Origin of the sequence: Christiangramia sp. OXR-203, assembly GCF_034372165.1 — a bacterium.
In the GTDB taxonomy this organism is placed as follows: Bacteria; Bacteroidota; Bacteroidia; order Flavobacteriales; family Flavobacteriaceae; genus Christiangramia.
The window spans coordinates 130,487-146,022 of the sequence record NZ_CP139698.1; the positions used below are offsets into that span (position 1 = coordinate 130,487).

Annotated in this window: 14 protein-coding genes; 10 read left to right on the forward strand and 4 right to left on the reverse strand. The window is 37.6% G+C overall.

Going from position 1 to position 15,536, the window contains the following annotated elements:
- The first annotated feature begins 106 nt into the window (after window positions 1-106).
- The 3 genes from T8I65_RS00625 to T8I65_RS00635 are packed head-to-tail and all read left to right on the forward strand — an operon-like array spanning window position 107 to window position 1,087.
- Window positions 107-487 (forward strand): YtxH domain-containing protein, encoded by a 381-nt coding sequence (locus T8I65_RS00625; RefSeq protein WP_322301593.1) that lies wholly within the window; start codon window positions 107-109, stop codon window positions 485-487.
- Between the two features lie 7 nt (window positions 488-494).
- Window positions 495-854, forward strand: coding sequence for a phage holin family protein (locus tag T8I65_RS00630; protein ID WP_322301594.1), 360 nt, complete (start codon window positions 495-497; stop codon window positions 852-854).
- Window positions 854-1,087, forward strand: coding sequence for a DUF6327 family protein (locus T8I65_RS00635; RefSeq protein WP_322301595.1), 234 nt, complete (start codon window positions 854-856; stop codon window positions 1,085-1,087). Before T8I65_RS00630 ends, T8I65_RS00635 begins: the two co-directional genes overlap by 1 nt.
- A 40-nt stretch (window positions 1,088-1,127) precedes the next feature.
- Here the strand turns inward: T8I65_RS00635 and T8I65_RS00640 are convergent, their stop codons facing one another.
- Entirely contained in the window at window positions 1,128-2,087 is a 960-nt protein-coding gene (locus tag T8I65_RS00640) for an SPFH domain-containing protein (RefSeq protein WP_322301596.1), read from the reverse strand.
- A gap of 107 nt (window positions 2,088-2,194) precedes the next feature.
- Entirely contained in the window at window positions 2,195-3,712 is a 1,518-nt protein-coding gene (gltX, locus tag T8I65_RS00645) for a glutamate--tRNA ligase (RefSeq protein WP_322301597.1), read from the reverse strand.
- Window positions 3,713-3,823: 111 nt separating this feature from the next.
- Between gltX and T8I65_RS00650 the strand changes: the two genes are divergently transcribed.
- The 5 genes from T8I65_RS00650 (at window position 3,824) to T8I65_RS00670 (ending at window position 11,005) form a co-directional block, all read left to right on the forward strand.
- Window positions 3,824-7,036, forward strand: a complete 3,213-nt coding sequence (locus T8I65_RS00650) for a hypothetical protein (RefSeq protein ID WP_322301598.1) — start codon at window positions 3,824-3,826, stop codon at window positions 7,034-7,036.
- Window positions 7,017-7,451: an rRNA maturation RNase YbeY gene (gene ybeY, locus T8I65_RS00655; RefSeq protein WP_322301599.1), complete on the forward strand. Its 435-nt coding sequence runs from the start codon at window positions 7,017-7,019 to the stop codon at window positions 7,449-7,451. The genes T8I65_RS00650 and ybeY overlap by 20 nt, the downstream gene beginning before the upstream one ends.
- Before the next feature lie 15 nt (window positions 7,452-7,466).
- Complete coding sequence (gene mnmG, locus T8I65_RS00660; protein WP_322301600.1) at window positions 7,467-9,338, forward strand: tRNA uridine-5-carboxymethylaminomethyl(34) synthesis enzyme MnmG; 1,872 nt, start codon at window positions 7,467-7,469, stop codon at window positions 9,336-9,338.
- A gap of 33 nt (window positions 9,339-9,371) precedes the next feature.
- Complete coding sequence (locus T8I65_RS00665; RefSeq protein ID WP_322301601.1) at window positions 9,372-10,232, forward strand: class I SAM-dependent methyltransferase; 861 nt, start codon at window positions 9,372-9,374, stop codon at window positions 10,230-10,232.
- Between the two features lie 221 nt (window positions 10,233-10,453).
- Window positions 10,454-11,005 (forward strand): OmpH family outer membrane protein, encoded by a 552-nt coding sequence (locus tag T8I65_RS00670; RefSeq protein WP_322301602.1) that lies wholly within the window; start codon window positions 10,454-10,456, stop codon window positions 11,003-11,005.
- Window positions 11,006-11,073: 68 nt separating this feature from the next.
- Here the strand turns inward: T8I65_RS00670 and T8I65_RS00675 are convergent, their stop codons facing one another.
- Complete coding sequence (locus T8I65_RS00675; protein ID WP_322301603.1) at window positions 11,074-11,469, reverse strand: DoxX family protein; 396 nt, start codon at window positions 11,467-11,469, stop codon at window positions 11,074-11,076.
- 6 nt (window positions 11,470-11,475) lie between these two features.
- Window positions 11,476-12,627: a DNA polymerase III subunit delta' gene (locus T8I65_RS00680; RefSeq protein WP_322301604.1), complete on the reverse strand. Its 1,152-nt coding sequence runs from the start codon at window positions 12,625-12,627 to the stop codon at window positions 11,476-11,478.
- A gap of 68 nt (window positions 12,628-12,695) precedes the next feature.
- Here T8I65_RS00680 and T8I65_RS00685 point away from each other — a divergent pair, with 68 nt between their 5' ends.
- Together T8I65_RS00685 and T8I65_RS00690 are read left to right on the forward strand one after the other, a co-directional pair.
- A complete protein-coding gene (locus T8I65_RS00685) occupies window positions 12,696-13,880 on the forward strand; it encodes a phosphoglycerate kinase (RefSeq protein ID WP_322301605.1) in 1,185 nt (394 codons plus the stop codon).
- Window positions 13,881-13,928: 48 nt separating this feature from the next.
- On the forward strand, window positions 13,929-15,509 hold the full coding sequence (locus T8I65_RS00690) for a lytic transglycosylase domain-containing protein (protein WP_141876433.1): 1,581 nt from the start codon (window positions 13,929-13,931) through the stop codon (window positions 15,507-15,509).
- The last annotated feature ends 27 nt before the right edge of the window (window positions 15,510-15,536 follow it).

Genomic DNA, 15,536 nt, shown 5'->3' on the forward strand with positions numbered 1-15,536 from the left:
TAAGAATAATTTAGCATTGAATTTTTAACATATTAACCGGTTATTAACAAGCTAGGGTGAATCCATCTGCTATCTTTGAGTTTTAATAACCTAAAATCAATAACTTATGGCAAGTACAGGAAATACATTATTAGCATTAATTACCGGAGCAGCAATTGGAGCTGGTGTTGGTTTACTTTATGCCCCAGATAGCGGAGATAAAACTCGCAAGAAACTTAGGGATGATGCTCAGAACGCACAGGACAGACTGAATAAGAAATATAACGAAACTTCTTCTAATCTTTCTGAAAAGGCTAAAAAAGCAAGAACAGATTTCGAAGCAAGACTGGAAGAGACTTTGTCGTCAGCAAGTCACAAAGCAGATGATATTCTATCTGCAATGGAGTCTAAATTAGAGGAACTTAGAAAGCAAAATTCTAAATTGCAGAAAGATAAGCCTGGAACCTCCTCTGGATCTGGAAACACTCCAAATAAAGCGGTAGTATAATTTCTGTATGGCATTTGAAAAACTTACTAACAACGTAGACGACTTAAATCATAATATACAGGCATTTTTACATAGTAATGCTGAGTATTATAAACTTAAAGCCTTTAAACAGGGAATGAAAGGAGCAACATCGCTCGTTCGCTTCCTCATAATGGGTTTTTTGCTAAGCATTGCTGGGATCATGTTATCCTTTGCTATTGCGATTATTATAAGTCAGGCAATTGGTGTACCCAGCTCCGGTTATTTTATCGTAGGTGGTTTTTACCTTATCGTTGGGATATTGATTTTTATTTTTGGAAAAGAACCAATAGAAAAATTGATACTTCAGAAGTTTTCAAAGGCAGTTTTTAATGATAAAAATGATTAATGAGAGTTTATTCATCCTTTAAAGATATAGACAAAGATCTTAAGATTCTGAAATTACAAACAGAGATCGATAAAGAGGAGATTCGCCTTAGTATGGATCACACTAAACAACAAATGACACCAATGTCACTGCTGGGAAGTGGTGTGGGTTCGATAGTTCATAAAATTTTATCTATACGTGCGGTTTCCAAGATTATGGGTATTAAAAGAACCGATATGGATCATAATCTTTAATCATCATACATAAAAATTAAAGCCCCAATCGGGGCTTTTTTTATGCTTGATTTTCGTTATTCCTCTTTTGCTCTTCTATTCTTTTTTTGTTCTGTTCTTTCATCGCCTCCCCAATTTGGTTGGAAGCGGTAAAGGACGCAACCATATTGTTCAGCATTTCACTACCTGCCTGTGGAGAATTAGGTAAGAGAATAAGATTTGAATTCGTTTCTTCACCAATGGCCTGTAAGGTATCATAGTGTTGTGTAACCACAATAAGGGCAGACGCTTCCTGAGAATTGATACCTACATTGTTCAAAACATCCACGCTTTCTTCCAGTCCGCGTGCGATTTCTCTTCGCTGATCGGCAATTCCCTGTCCCTGTAAGCGCTTACTTTCAGCTTCTGCCCGGGCTTTTGCAACGATTTTTATACGATCTGCTTCAGCATCATATTCTGCTGCAACCTTTTCTCTTTCTGCAGCATTTATCCTGTTCATGGCAGCTTTCACCTGTACATCAGGATCTATATCTGTAACCAGGGTTTTGATGATATCATATCCATAAGACTGCATCGCTTCGTTCAATTCACGGTTTACAGCAATGGCTATGTCATCTTTACGCTCAAAAACATCGTCCAGCTTCATTTTAGGTACCTCTGCGCGCACAACGTCGAATACATAGGCTGTTATCTGATCATGCGGACTTTCAAGCTTGTAGAAGGCATCATACACGTTATCTTTTCTAACCTGAAATTGTACAGATATCTTCAGCTTTACGAATACATTATCCTTGGTTTTAGTTTCCACCAGAACATCCAGCTGCTGAACTTTTAGGTTAATTCTTCCTGCTACCTGATCAATGAGAGGAACTTTTAATTGTAATCCAGAATTCCGGATACTGGTAAACTTTCCGAAGCGCTCTACTACTGCTGAAGTCTGCTGCCGAACTACAAAGATTCCGGAGAAGATAAGAAGCAACAGGAAAATGGCGAGTATGGGTATTAAGACAAAATTTATCATGCTAATAGAATTTTTTACTGAAATTAAGCATTCTTCAGCATTTAATCAGCATAAAAAAAGCCGGTAAGATCAAGTTTCTTACCGGCTTAAATAATATTCAGAATCAATTATCCCAACGTTTCAATGGCTTTAGTAAGCCTGCTTAAAGTTTGTTGTTTTCCAATATAGCTTGCAATCTCGTAAACGTCTGGACCTTGTAATGCTCCAACCAGCGCGAGACGTAAAGGCATCATTACCTTTCCAAAACCAATCTCCTTGCTTTTTATCCAGTTTTTGACTTCAGCCTGTAGTTGTTCGGTTTCAAAATTATCCTGTCCTTCCAGGAAGATTTTTAATTCGTTCATTAATTCCGCTGAACCTTCTTTCCATGCTTTTTTAGCATCTTTTGGTTCGAAAGAAGTAGGGGAGATGAAGAAGAAATATCCCTGATCCCAGAGATCCTCTACAAATACTGCTCTTTCTTTAATCAAGGAAACTACGTTCTTAACATAGGATTCTTCTACCACGATCTCTTTTTCCTTCAGGATCTTTTGAAATTCCTTTGTAACCTGCGATTCATCTGCTTCCTGCATATAATGCTGCTGGAACCATTTTGTTTTTTCAGGGTCAAATTTTGCACCTCCTTTATGTACTCGTTCCAGTTCAAAAGCGCTCGTTAATTCCTCCAGACTAAAGAATTCCTGCTCTGTTCCAGGATTCCATCCTAAAAATGCCAGCATATTTACTACCGCTTCAGGATAGTAACCCTCTTCCTTGTATCCTGTAGAAACATCCCCAGTTGCTGGATCTTTCCACTCAAGAGGAAATACCGGGAAGCCCATTTTTTCACCATCTCTTTTGCTCAATTTCCCTTTACCCTGAGGTTTCAGAATAAGTGGTAAATGGGCAAATTCTGGAGCGGTCCATCCGAACGCGCGATAAAGCATATAATGCAAAGCGAGAGAAGGCAGCCATTCTTCACCACGAATTACATGAGTGATCTTCATTAAATGGTCATCCACGATATTGGCGAGGTGATAGGTTGGCATTCCATCACTTTTAAATAGAACCTTATCGTCAAGTATATTGGAATCAATTTCCATATCCCCTCGAATCACATCTTTTAAATGCAAGGTTTCATCTTGCGGAGATTTAAACCTAATCACATAAGCATCCCCGTTTTCAATTTTCTCCTTTGTCTCTTCGGAAGAGAGGGTAAGGGAATTATTGAGCTTTTCCCTGTTATGCCAGTTATATATAAAGGTTTTACCTTTTTCTTCGTGATCCTTTCTATGTGCGTCCAGCTCTTCTGAAGTATCAAAAGCATAGTATGCATTTCCAGATACTATCAATTCTTCTGCATAAGCACGATACTTATCTTTTCTCTCGCTTTGCCTGTACGGTCCGAAGCCTTTCTCCTTGCCCGGTCCTTCATCGTAAGGGATTCCGCACCAGTTCAGGGATTCGATAATATAATCTTCGGCTCCATCTACGTACCTGTTTTGATCTGTATCCTCAATACGAAGAACGAAATCACCACCGTGTTTTTTGGCAAATAGATAATTGTATAAAGCGGTTCTTACACCACCAATATGTAACGGTCCCGTAGGGCTCGGAGCAAATCTTACTCTAACTTTAGAAGACATAAAAAGTGAATTTTAGAGCAAAGATACAACCTTATTCAAGCATTCCTAAACTCAGCTAACTACTAATTAAAGTGTCTTAATTATCGTATTTTTAAACAAACTATAGAAGAAGTGACCAGCAATTTTGATCGCGTAATTTCCAGGCTTGATGCTTTCGTTCGAAAATATTATTTCAGCCAGATCCTAAAGGGCTTGATGCTCTTTGCAGGTATTGGGTTGTCGTATTTTCTCCTAATCGGAAGCCTCGAGCACTTCTTCTGGTTTAATGAATCTGTAAGAGCATTCCTGTTCTGGTTGTTTATCGCCATAGAAATTGCCCTTTTCATTTACTTTATTGGGATACCTCTTTCGAAACTTTTTAAACTACGGAAGGGAATAGATAAAGAACAGGCTTCAGAAATTATAGGAACACATTTTCAAGAAATAGGGGATAGGTTACTCAATTTATTGCAACTGGGTCATACTTCTGAAAGATCTGAATTACTTATAGCAAGCATTAATCAAAAAGCTAAGAATTTAAAGATCTTCGATTTTTCTGAAGCAGTTGAGCTAAAGAAGAACCGTAAATATTTACCGGTTGTAATTCTTCCTGTACTGATCATATTTGCTTTGTGGATCTCTAATAACGCTCACGTTTTTACTGAAGGTTTTGACAGAATAAGTAATTATGATCAGGCGTTCGAAAAGCCGGCTCCATTTCAATTTTTAGTACTGAATGAGAAACTGGAAACATTTCAGAATTCAGATTTTGAACTGGTAGTACAGATTAAAGGAGACCAGATGCCTGAAGAGCTGCATTTTATTACAGATGACTACAAACGTGTTCTCACTGCTGCAGGGAATGGACGCTTTGTTTATAAGTTTGAAAATGTAGACAACTCTCTACAATTCAAATTACATGGCGCTGGTATAAGTTCTAGGACTTATATTTTGAAGGTTTTGGCACTACCGTTGATCACAAATATGGAAGTTGAGGTGAATTATCCCAATTATCTAAATTTAGATGAGCAGGTATTCAAAGGTATGGGATCCTTTCAGGTGCCTGAAGGTTCGAAATTAACCTGGTGGTTTTCAACTATAGCTACAGATTTTGTACAGTTCACGATTAATGACTCAGTCCGCAACCTATCAGTAAATGATCATAAAGCTGAAATAGAGCAACAAGTTTTTAGAGATTTTGATTATTCTGTCAGTTCTTCTAACGCTTTTAAAACTGAACATGAAAAGTTAGATTATCAAATTGAAATAGTACCCGATCTTCACCCGGAGATAGATGTTCAAAGCACAAGAGATAGTTTAGACTTACAGCAGACTTACATCAAAGGTCGTGTAAAGGACGATCATGGACTCTCAAGATTGCAGTTAGTTTATTATCCGCAAGATTCGATTAAAAAAAAGGTGACTCAAAATTTAGAAATTAGCTCAGCTCTTGTGGATGAATTCTACTATAGCTTTCCCAATAATTTGCAACTCGAACCTGGTATGTCATATTCCTATTATTTTGAAGTATTTGATAATGATGGTGTAAATGGAGCTAAATCGAGCAGGTCAAAGATCCTTAATTACCGAAAGATCACCAAAACTGAAAAAGAAGATCAAAACCTGCAGAAACAGCAGAATTCTATCGAGACGATTTCCGAAGAACTGGAACAATTCAGAAGGGATTCGAATGAACTGCAAGAGCTTCAAAGGATAGACAGGGAGAACAATAATTTGAATTACAACGAGAAGCAACGGCTGGATCAATTTTTAGAAAGGCAGAAGATCCAGAATGAGTTAATGCAAAAGCATAGCAAGGAACTTCAGCAAACTATAGAAGAACAATCTACTGAGGAACCATCCTCAGATAAAGAAGATTTAAAACAAAGGCTTGAGGAGAATGAGAATAGCCTGAAAGAGAATGAGGAATTATTAAAGGAACTTCAGGAGTATTCTGATAAAATTGAGAAAGAAAATCTTGGAGAAAAGTTGGAGGATCTGAGTAAAAATAATAAGAACAATGAGCGTAATCTTGAGCAGTTTCTGGAACTTACCAAACGATATTATATAGAAGAGAAACAACAAAAGATAGCTCGGGATCTGAATCGTCTAGCCAATGAACAGGAGAAAATATCGAACCTTTCTGAACCAACTTCAGAGGAACAGGAAAATCTAAATAATGATTTCGATAGAATTCAAGAGGAATTAGATGCCTTATCGAGAGACAATCAGGAATTGAAAAAACCAAAATCCTTAGCTCGCGATGAAGCCATAGAAGAGGAAATTTCAGAAGATCAAAAGAAGGCATCAGAACAATTACAACAGCAAAAGAATGCCAGCCAGGAACAAAAGGATGCTGCTAAGAAAATGCGGCAATTGAGTTCTAAAATGCAACAAGCCGGTATGCAGGCAGAGATGCAGAAGTTGGAAGCTGATGCTAAAGTATTACGTGAAATTCTGAATAATCTGGTGAGATTTTCTTTGATACAGGAAGAACTGCTAGAGGACTTTAAAAGTATCAAACAGTCAAGTCCAGCTTATGCGAACAAATTAAATGATCAAAGTGAACTAAGGGAAAACTTTGAACATATTGATGACAGTATTTACAGCCTGGCGCTACAAAACCCAATGTTCTCAAGTAAGATAACTTCCAAACTTACAGATATAGATTTTGATATAGAAAAGTCGCTGGAAAGACTAGTTGAAAATCAAATAGAGCAGGGTACCGCTAGTCAGCAATATGTTGTTACCGGGGCAAATGATCTTGCAGTTATGTTATCTGATGTTCTGGATTCTATGCAGGAGATGATGTCCAATCCTCAATCTGGTTCTGGTGATGGACAGGAATTTCAATTGCAACAGATCATCGATGAGCAAAAAGAACTTCAGCAGGATATGCAGCAAAATATGGAGATTCCTGAAAAGTCTGGAAAGCCTAGTCAACAAAATTCAGGTGAAATATTTGAAATTTATAAACGTCAGCAAAATATCAGAAGGAAACTAGATGAATTAATGGAAAATGGCTCATCGGACGCTCTCGAGAAGAAGATGGAACAAATCGAGCAGGATCTTTTGGAGAAGGGTTTGGATGGGAAAACCTTGGAAAGAATGAAGCAGCTGGATTATGAATTAATGAAAATGAAGAGCGCTGCTCAAAAACAGGGATTTGATAATAAGAGGAAGGCAAACACGAATACTCTGAACTATGAGAATAGGCTTAAGAACCAGATAAATACCGCTAAAGAATATTTCCAATCAACTGAAATTTTAAACAGACAAGTCTTACCTTTGCAGCAAATTTACAGATCTAAGGTCAAGGAATATTTTGGTAAAAGGAACGATTAATTTTTTCAATGAAAACGACTTCAGCCTGAAGGATGAGGAACTATTTCAAAACTGGTTATTCAGGCTTGCTGAATCTGAGCTCAAAAATGTAGGCGAGATCAATTATATTTTTTGTGATGATGAGTACTTACTGGAGATCAACCAGAATTATTTAGATCATGATACCTATACAGACATTATCAGCTTTGATAATACTGTTGGTAATTCTCTAAATGGAGATATTTTCATTAGTACAGAGAGAGTAGAGGAGAATGCTGCAGAATATAATGTGGATTTTCTTCAGGAACTGAAAAGAGTTATAGCTCACGGTATGTTACATCTTTGTGGATATAAGGATAAATTAGAAAGTGAAAGCGAATTAATGCGACGTAAGGAAGACGAGAAAATTGAAATGTTCCACGTGGAACAATCATAATGAAAAGAAGATTTTATGTTCGAGAAGGAATATGATGTTATAGTAATTGGAGCTGGTCACGCAGGAAGTGAAGCTGCCGCCGCTGCCGCTAATATGGGTAGTAGCACGCTCTTAATTACAATGAATTTGCAGAATATCGCTCAAATGAGCTGCAATCCTGCTATGGGTGGCATTGCAAAAGGTCAGATTGTAAGAGAAATAGATGCGATGGGTGGTTATAGTGGTATTGTAAGTGATACTAGTGCTATCCAGTTTAAAATGTTGAATAAATCCAAAGGACCTGCAATGTGGAGTCCGCGCGTACAAAGTGATCGTATGCGCTTCGCTGAAGACTGGCGTCTAAAGCTGGAGCAAACTCCAAATCTTGATTTTTATCAGGAAATGGTCGCAGGATTGATCATCGAAAATGATAAGATTACTGGTGTTCGAACTTCCTTGGGTCTGGAAGTTCGTGCTAAATCTGTTATATGTACTAATGGAACATTTTTAAACGGACTCATCCATATTGGTGATAAGCAATTTGGTGGTGGAAGAGCAGGGGAAAGAGCTGCAACCGGAATCACAAAGGATCTTATTGATGTTGGATTTGAGGCGGGAAGAATGAAGACAGGAACTCCTCCACGTGTGGATGGTAGATCTCTGGATTATTCTAAGATGATCGAACAACCTGGTGATGAAAAACCTTCTAAATTTTCTTATTCAGATGAGACTAAGCCTTTGGAAAAACAACGTAGTTGTTTTATGACTTACACTTCTAATGAAGTGCATGAGATACTAAAGGATGGTTTTGATCGATCTCCCATGTTTAACGGACGTATAAAAAGTCTGGGTCCAAGATACTGTCCTTCCATAGAGGATAAGATCAATAGATTTGCAGACAAGGACAGACATCAGTTATTTGTAGAACCCGAGGGTTGGAATACTGTAGAGGTTTATGTGAACGGATTTTCAACTTCACTTCCAGAGGATGTTCAGTTTAAAGCCTTACGATCTGTTGCGGGGTTTGAGAATGTAAAATTCTTCAGACCAGGTTATGCGATCGAATATGATTATTTTCCGCCAACTCAGTTAAAGCATACTTTGGAGACCAAGCTAATTGATGGGTTATATTTTGCCGGGCAGATAAATGGAACTACAGGTTACGAGGAAGCTGCTTGTCAGGGTATGATGGCTGGTATAAATGCTGCTCTAAAAGTTCAGGAAAAAGAAGAATTTATTCTGAAGCGTAACGAGGCATATATTGGTGTTCTTATAGATGATCTCATTACGAAAGGTACCGAAGAACCCTATCGAATGTTTACCTCAAGAGCTGAGTATAGAACGTTATTGAGACAGGATAATGCCGACTTTAGGTTAACCGAGAAATCCTATAACATTGGTTTAGCTTCCGTAGAACGTATGCGGAAAATGGAAGAGAAGAAAGATAAGTCTTTAAAGTTTGTTCAGCACCTTAAGGATCTTAGTGTGGCCCCGGAAGAAGCGAATCCTGTTCTGGAGAATCGAAATTCTTCTCCCATGAAACAAAGTGATAAGGTCTTTAAAGTTTTTTCAAGACCACAAATCACGATGGAAGATGTACTTGGTTTTTCTGGCGTAAATGAATTTATTGTTGAGAATGATCTTAATAATGAAATGATCGAACAAACGGAAATTCAGGTCAAATATTCAGGATACATTGAGAAGGAGAAAAACAACGCCGACAAATTAAATCGTCTAGAGAACGTAAGAATTCCGTCGAATTTTGATTATTCTAGTATAAAAAGTATGTCATACGAAGCGAGGGAAAAACTCAAAAAAGTTCAACCTGCTACAGTTTCTCAAGCTTCTAGAATTAGCGGAGTAAGTCCTAACGATATTTCAGTATTATTGGTATACATGGGTCGATAATTTACTCATGTTCCACGTGGAACAATTAGAATTTTGATAGAATCAAATCAGATAAAATCAGCTCTGGAATCGCAGGAAGTTATACTTACCTGTAAAGATCATCTGGTATCTCAGGAAACCTTTTCTATATTAAAAAGCGAACCTGGGATCTTGCGTACTTCCCCTATTCCAGAAAATTTACCGGCCTATTACGAGAGTGATAGTTATATTTCTCACACAGACTCAAAAGAAAATCTTCAGGATAAGATCTATCAGTATGTAAAGTCTAAAATGCTTTTGAAAAAAGCAAAGTGGATTGAGCAGGAAACAGCGGGTTGCAAACTTCTGGATTATGGAGCTGGTACCGGAGATTTTCTCGCATATATGCAAAATAGGAACTGGAATGCATTTGGTGTTGAACCAAATAACGATGCCAGATCTTTAGCTTCGAGAAAAGGAATCACAATTGAGGACAATCTGGATAAATTGGATGCAAGAACATTTGACGTAATTACCCTCTGGCACGTCTTGGAACACATTCCAAATTATGAGGATGTCCTGAAAAGACTTATAGCTAAATTAAATAAGGATGGGCTTCTTATTATCGCAGTTCCAAATCATAGATCCTATGATGCTTATTATTATCAAGATTATTGGGCTGCCTGGGACGTTCCAAGACATCTCTGGCATTTTTCTAGAAGTGGTATTGCTCAGCTTTTAAAAAAGAATGACCTTATAGAGGTTTGTGAAAAACCTTTAATATTCGATTCATTTTATGTAAGTCTGTTAAGCGAGGAGAATCAAAAACCGAAGCCTTCTAAAATAAATGCATTTTGGCGCGGTTTAATCTCCAACTTTAAGGCAAGATCTACAGGAGAGTACTCTTCCATTGCATATTTCTATAGAAAATCATAAATGAGCTTATTTTAGCCATTTTAAGAGTAGTTAATATATTTATATAGTGTTCATCCTATAAAATTGCCTAGAGTTTCTTAAAACGACTCTAAACACTTCATTTTTTATAGATTAATTTTATAATGAATATATTTTAGATTAATCTTATCGATAACAACTATTCAATCTCCTATTTTACTCTAAGATTAGTTTATTACCTTTGCCAATCAAATTTTTTAACTATGATCAAAAAAGTTTTCGGAATTGCTGCAATTGCAATTTTAATGGTATCCTGTAATGAGCAAAAAACAGCTTATGTAGATACTAAAGTATTGGTTCAGGAATATAAAGAAATGAAAGAAGTGGAAGCTGAGTTCACTTCAAAATCAGATTCTGTTCGTCAACAATTGGATTCTGTAGCAAAATCATTCCAGGAAGAAGTTCAGGCTTATCAGTCTGAAATGAATTCTATGACTGATGCGCAAAGGCAGGAAAAAGAACGTACTTTAATGCAGAAACAACAAATGCTGCAACAACAGCAGCAAATGCAAAGTAATCGTCTTAGAGAGGAAAGTACCGCTGCTATGGATTCTTTAGTTGAAAAGGTTAAGGGATACGTTAAGGACTATGGAAAGGATAATGGTTATACATATATTTTTGGTTCCAATGAATCTGCGAATATTATGTATGCTGAAGAAGGTCTTGATATCACTCAGGATATTCTTGCTGAATTAAACGAACAATACGGTGGATCTGATGTTACTACTGAAGAAAACGAAGAAGTAGAAGACTAAACTCTAAGAATAGCTTATACAGAAAAAGGCTCCTAATTAGGAGCCTTTTTTTATTTAAATTTTTTTTTCTAGTTCATCATCCATACACCCAAAATACATACGATAAAGTATCCAGTGAGCGTAAATGCTCCTGCATAATCTTTAGCAACTCTTTGTCCAAATAACAACATAAGCAAGGTAACACAGGCGAGAATGGAGGCTAGTAGTCCCAAATCAGGATCACCGCTGGCTATTAAAGTATAGATACCAGCGATTGCGAGAAGTCCGACAATGACTTCGATCACCAGTATAATTCCAACCATGAGGGGAACCATTCCTGCCAGAAAGGTTTTTGAGAAATGTTCCTTCAACCAACCTGTATTACCATTCCAGTCCATCATTTTATCCACTCCAGATTGTAAGAATGTGATAAGAATGAATAGCAGTATTAGAATCTCAGTAATATGGGTATTCAGATTTTCCATAATTCGTTAATTTTTGTGTAGGTATCGGGTTAGTTTAATTGAAAGATCGGTCAGTATGATTTTAGCATTTCCATTTCTACCAATATGATAAATGGCAGTTTCTATTGCTTCGGAAATTTCTCCAATATTCTTACCATTAATAAAGGTGGCGAATTTATCGAATTTAAAGACTTTTGGTTCAATATCAATGTATACTAAGTCTTTAGCCTTATAATTCTGAAGCATGGCCTGCCTAAAGAAGTCTAGACAATAGCGAAGGTAGCTTTTTTGAGTTTCACGGTTGAGGGATGCAATCTCATCACTCCAGGCTACCAGCTCCAATACTGTAGCTTTGTTTCCTTTAGCCTGAAATGCACTCCGCACCCATTGAATGAACCAGGCTTGGAATTGCTCATCACCCGCATCTTTTCTTAGAATGTGTATTGCCTTGGTGTAGTCTCCATTAGCCTGATGCGCAATCTTCTTTGCAATTTTAGGCTCGCAATCCTCTTTGCGTATCAGAAAATCTTCTATATCAGATTCCCCAAGGGGTGGAAAATGTAATCGTTGGCATCTGGATCTAATGGTTTGAATTATTTGCTCTTCAGCTTCGGTAACAAGTAAAAAGATAGTTTTGCTTGGCGGCTCTTCAATCAACTTCAGCAACTTATTAGAAGCTTCATTATTCATCTTTTCAGGCATCCAGATGATCATCACTTTAAAACCACCTTCATAACTTTTTAAGGAAAGTGATTTTACGATCTCATGAGCTTCATCTACCCCAATCTTACCTTGCTTGTTTTCAATTCCAAGACTTTGATACCAGTCATATAAACTTCCGTAGGGATTCGTTCGAACAAATTGTCGCCACTCCTCGAGAAAATGTGAAGAAACCGGATGTTTTTTGATCTTTTCATTGGTAGCAACCGGAAATGCGAAGTGCAGATCTGGATGAGAAAGATTATTGAATTTCAGATTGCAGGAAGCTGAACTTTCTGAATCATTTTCTCCACTGGAATTGCCACATAATATATACTGAGCGTAGGCGATCGCCATGGGTAAAGTACCACTACCAGCCTTTCCGGAAAAAAGTTGAGCATGCGGAATTCTTCTCCGGTCTGCCGTGGTCACGAGGTGATTTTTTATATGCGGAAGGCCTATTATTTCTCTAAAAAGCATAGGCAAATATAAAATTATATAAGCTTTATTATCTTCGGAAAAATTTATATTTGTAACAAAGCAAACCTATGAAAACTATAGACGATTATAACTTTAATGGTAAACAGGCCTTGATTCGAGTAGATTTTAATGTGCCATTGAATGATGAAATGGAGGTAACTGATGCCAATAGAATAGAAGCTGCTAAACCTACAATTATTAAAATTCTTGAAGATGGTGGCAGTGTAGTTCTAATGTCACACCTGGGTCGTCCAAAAGGAAAGGAAAGTAAATACTCGTTACAACACATTCAGGACAAAGTTTCCGAAGTTATTGGCGTGAACGTTAAGTTTGTTGAAGACAGTACTGGTGAGGAAGTTGAAAAGGCTGCTAATGATCTTAAGTCTGGAGAAATTCTTTTAATGGAAAATCTTAGGTTTCATGATGAAGAGACTGCTGGAAATGAAGCTTTCGCTGAAAAGCTTGCGAAACTTGGTGATATTTACGTAAACGATGCGTTTGGAACTGCACACAGAGCTCATGCTTCCACAACTATCGTAGCTAAATACTTCGAGGATAAGTGCTTTGGTTATTTGTTAGCTAAAGAAATCAAAAGTCTTGATAAGGTTTTGAACAGTAGTGAAAAGCCGGTGACAGCTGTACTTGGTGGTGCGAAAGTGTCTTCTAAGATCACCGTAATAGAAAATATCCTTGATAAGGTCGATCACCTCATCATTGGTGGTGGAATGACTTATACTTTTATTAAAGCTCAGGGTGGGCATATTGGAACTTCACTAGTGGAAGATGATAAACAAGAACTTGCTCTTGAAATCCTTAAAAAAGCTAAGGAAAAAGGAGTGGAAGTTCATTTACCGGTAGACTCAGTGATCGCAGATAGTTTTTCTGAACAGGCGAGCACACAGGTTGAGAGTGTGGATAATATTCCTGATGGTTGGATGGGACTTGACGTAGGTCCAAAAACGGTTAAGAATTTCGCAAATGTAATCAAGGATTCTAAGATCATTCTTTGGAACGGTCCACTGGGAGTTTTTGAAATGGAGACATTTGCTCAGGGAACCATAGAGCTTGGAAAAGCGATCGTAGAAGCTACAGAAAATGGTGCTTTCTCTTTAGTTGGAGGAGGAGATTCAGTTGCCGCGGTGAAACAATTTGGATTTGCAGATAAGGTGAGTTATGTTTCTACCGGTGGTGGAGCGATGCTGGAGATGCTTGAAGGAAAATCACTTCCGGGTATCGAGGCAATTAAGAATTAATCGGGTACGAAATTTGATTAATTCCCGTTTGTTATTCAAAACATTTTTATGCTGAAACGAAGATTTTTTGCAGTGCTGCTATTGGCAGGAATTTCTGGTTTTGCTCAGGAGAAAGATAAGAAGGTTCGTGAGGAAAAAGCGAATTTCAGAGTTCAGATCTTTCAGAAAAGTGATGATACTGAAATCAAACTGACTGAACCAGATCCGGAATTTCAGAATAAACTGCCTATTTCCGCAGTGATCAGAGATTCATCGAAAGTGGCGCTTTCAGATCTTCCTAAAGCAAAGACTATAGATTCTCTCTGGAGGCTGGAGCTTACAAATTCAGATCTTTTTGAGACCATGCAGAAGTCTATAGAAGATCAGGACTACGAAAAAGTGGTCTATGATGAACTTCCTACAGATACTCTTAAGGCAAGGTTAGCCAGGCTGAATGCAAGAACGCCTTTTAACGTTGAGTACAATCCAATACTGGAATCGGTCATAAAATCATATCTGAAAAGGAATAAAAAAGGAATGGAGCGACTTATGGCTCTAAGTACCTACTACTTTCCGCTCTACGAGCAGGAATTGGATAAATATGATGTTCCTTTAGAGATCAAATATCTATCTATTGTAGAGTCGGCTTTAAATCCCAGAGCTAAGTCGAGAGTTGGTGCTACAGGTTTATGGCAATTTATGTTTCCAACCGGTAAAATGCATGGACTTGATGTAAGTTCTTACGTAGATGAGCGTATGGATCCATCAAGATCTACGGAAGCTGCAGCGCAATATCTTTCAAGTTTATATAAGGTCTTTGGTGACTGGAACCTTGTTCTTGCCTCTTATAATTCGGGCCCCGGGAATGTGTCTAAAGCAATACGAAGAAGCGGTGGATCTACAGATTACTGGCACTTGAGAAGATTCCTTCCACGTGAAACAGCAGGTTATGTTCCAGCATTTCTGGCTACCTTATATCTTTTTGAGTATGCCGATGAGCATAAGTTTCAGCCAGCAAATCCAGATGTTGTATTTTTTGAAACTGATACACTACAGGTGAAGCAGTTGATTACTTTCGATCAGATATCCAAAGTAACGGGAGTAGAAAAAGAAATGCTTCAGTTTTTAAATCCAAGCTATAAGCTAGATATCATTCCATTTGTAGAAGACGAAAAATATACATTAAGATTGCCTAAACCTGCTATTGGGAAATTCGTTTCTAATGAAAACGCGATCTATGATTTTGTAGATACTCAGGCTAAAGAAAAGGAAAAAGAACTACCTCAACTAGTGAAAACCGAGGATAAGGTTCGTTACAGAGTGAGAAAAGGCGATTACCTCGGTAAGATCGCAGAAAAATACGGTGTTGGAGTTAGTAGTATTAGGCGCTGGAATAACATGCGTAGTAATAATTTAAGAATAGGACAGTATCTAACAATCTATCCTAGAAAGCCCGTAGCATCCTCTTCAAATACTTCCACAGCCTCTAATTCATCGAACCCAAAGATCTATACGGTTAAGAGTGGAGATAGTCTCTGGAGCATCTCAAAAAAATTCCCGGGAGTTACGGTACAGAATTTGAGGAGTTGGAATGATATGAATACCAACAGCCTTAAACCTGGAATGAAGATCAAAATTTCCAAAGGTTAAGGTTCTAAAAAAACCTAATCCGAAAAA

What these genes read in the sequence shown, in the direction of transcription:
- T8I65_RS00625 (WP_322301593.1), top strand. Translation starts at nt 107, where the DNA reads ATGGCAAGTACAGGAAATACATTATTAGCATTAATTACCGGAGCAGCA.
- T8I65_RS00630 (WP_322301594.1), top strand. Translation starts at nt 495, where the DNA reads ATGGCATTTGAAAAACTTACTAACAACGTAGACGACTTAAATCATAAT.
- T8I65_RS00635 (WP_322301595.1), top strand. Translation starts at nt 854, where the DNA reads ATGAGAGTTTATTCATCCTTTAAAGATATAGACAAAGATCTTAAGATT.
- T8I65_RS00640 (WP_322301596.1), bottom strand. Translation starts at nt 2,087, where the DNA reads ATGATAAATTTTGTCTTAATACCCATACTCGCCATTTTCCTGTTGCTT.
- gltX (WP_322301597.1), bottom strand. Translation starts at nt 3,712, where the DNA reads ATGTCTTCTAAAGTTAGAGTAAGATTTGCTCCGAGCCCTACGGGACCG.
- mnmG (WP_322301600.1), top strand. Translation starts at nt 7,467, where the DNA reads ATGTTCGAGAAGGAATATGATGTTATAGTAATTGGAGCTGGTCACGCA.
- T8I65_RS00670 (WP_322301602.1), top strand. Translation starts at nt 10,454, where the DNA reads ATGATCAAAAAAGTTTTCGGAATTGCTGCAATTGCAATTTTAATGGTA.
- T8I65_RS00675 (WP_322301603.1), bottom strand. Translation starts at nt 11,469, where the DNA reads ATGGAAAATCTGAATACCCATATTACTGAGATTCTAATACTGCTATTC.
- T8I65_RS00680 (WP_322301604.1), bottom strand. Translation starts at nt 12,627, where the DNA reads ATGCTTTTTAGAGAAATAATAGGCCTTCCGCATATAAAAAATCACCTC.
- T8I65_RS00685 (WP_322301605.1), top strand. Translation starts at nt 12,696, where the DNA reads ATGAAAACTATAGACGATTATAACTTTAATGGTAAACAGGCCTTGATT.
- T8I65_RS00690 (WP_141876433.1), top strand. Translation starts at nt 13,929, where the DNA reads ATGCTGAAACGAAGATTTTTTGCAGTGCTGCTATTGGCAGGAATTTCT.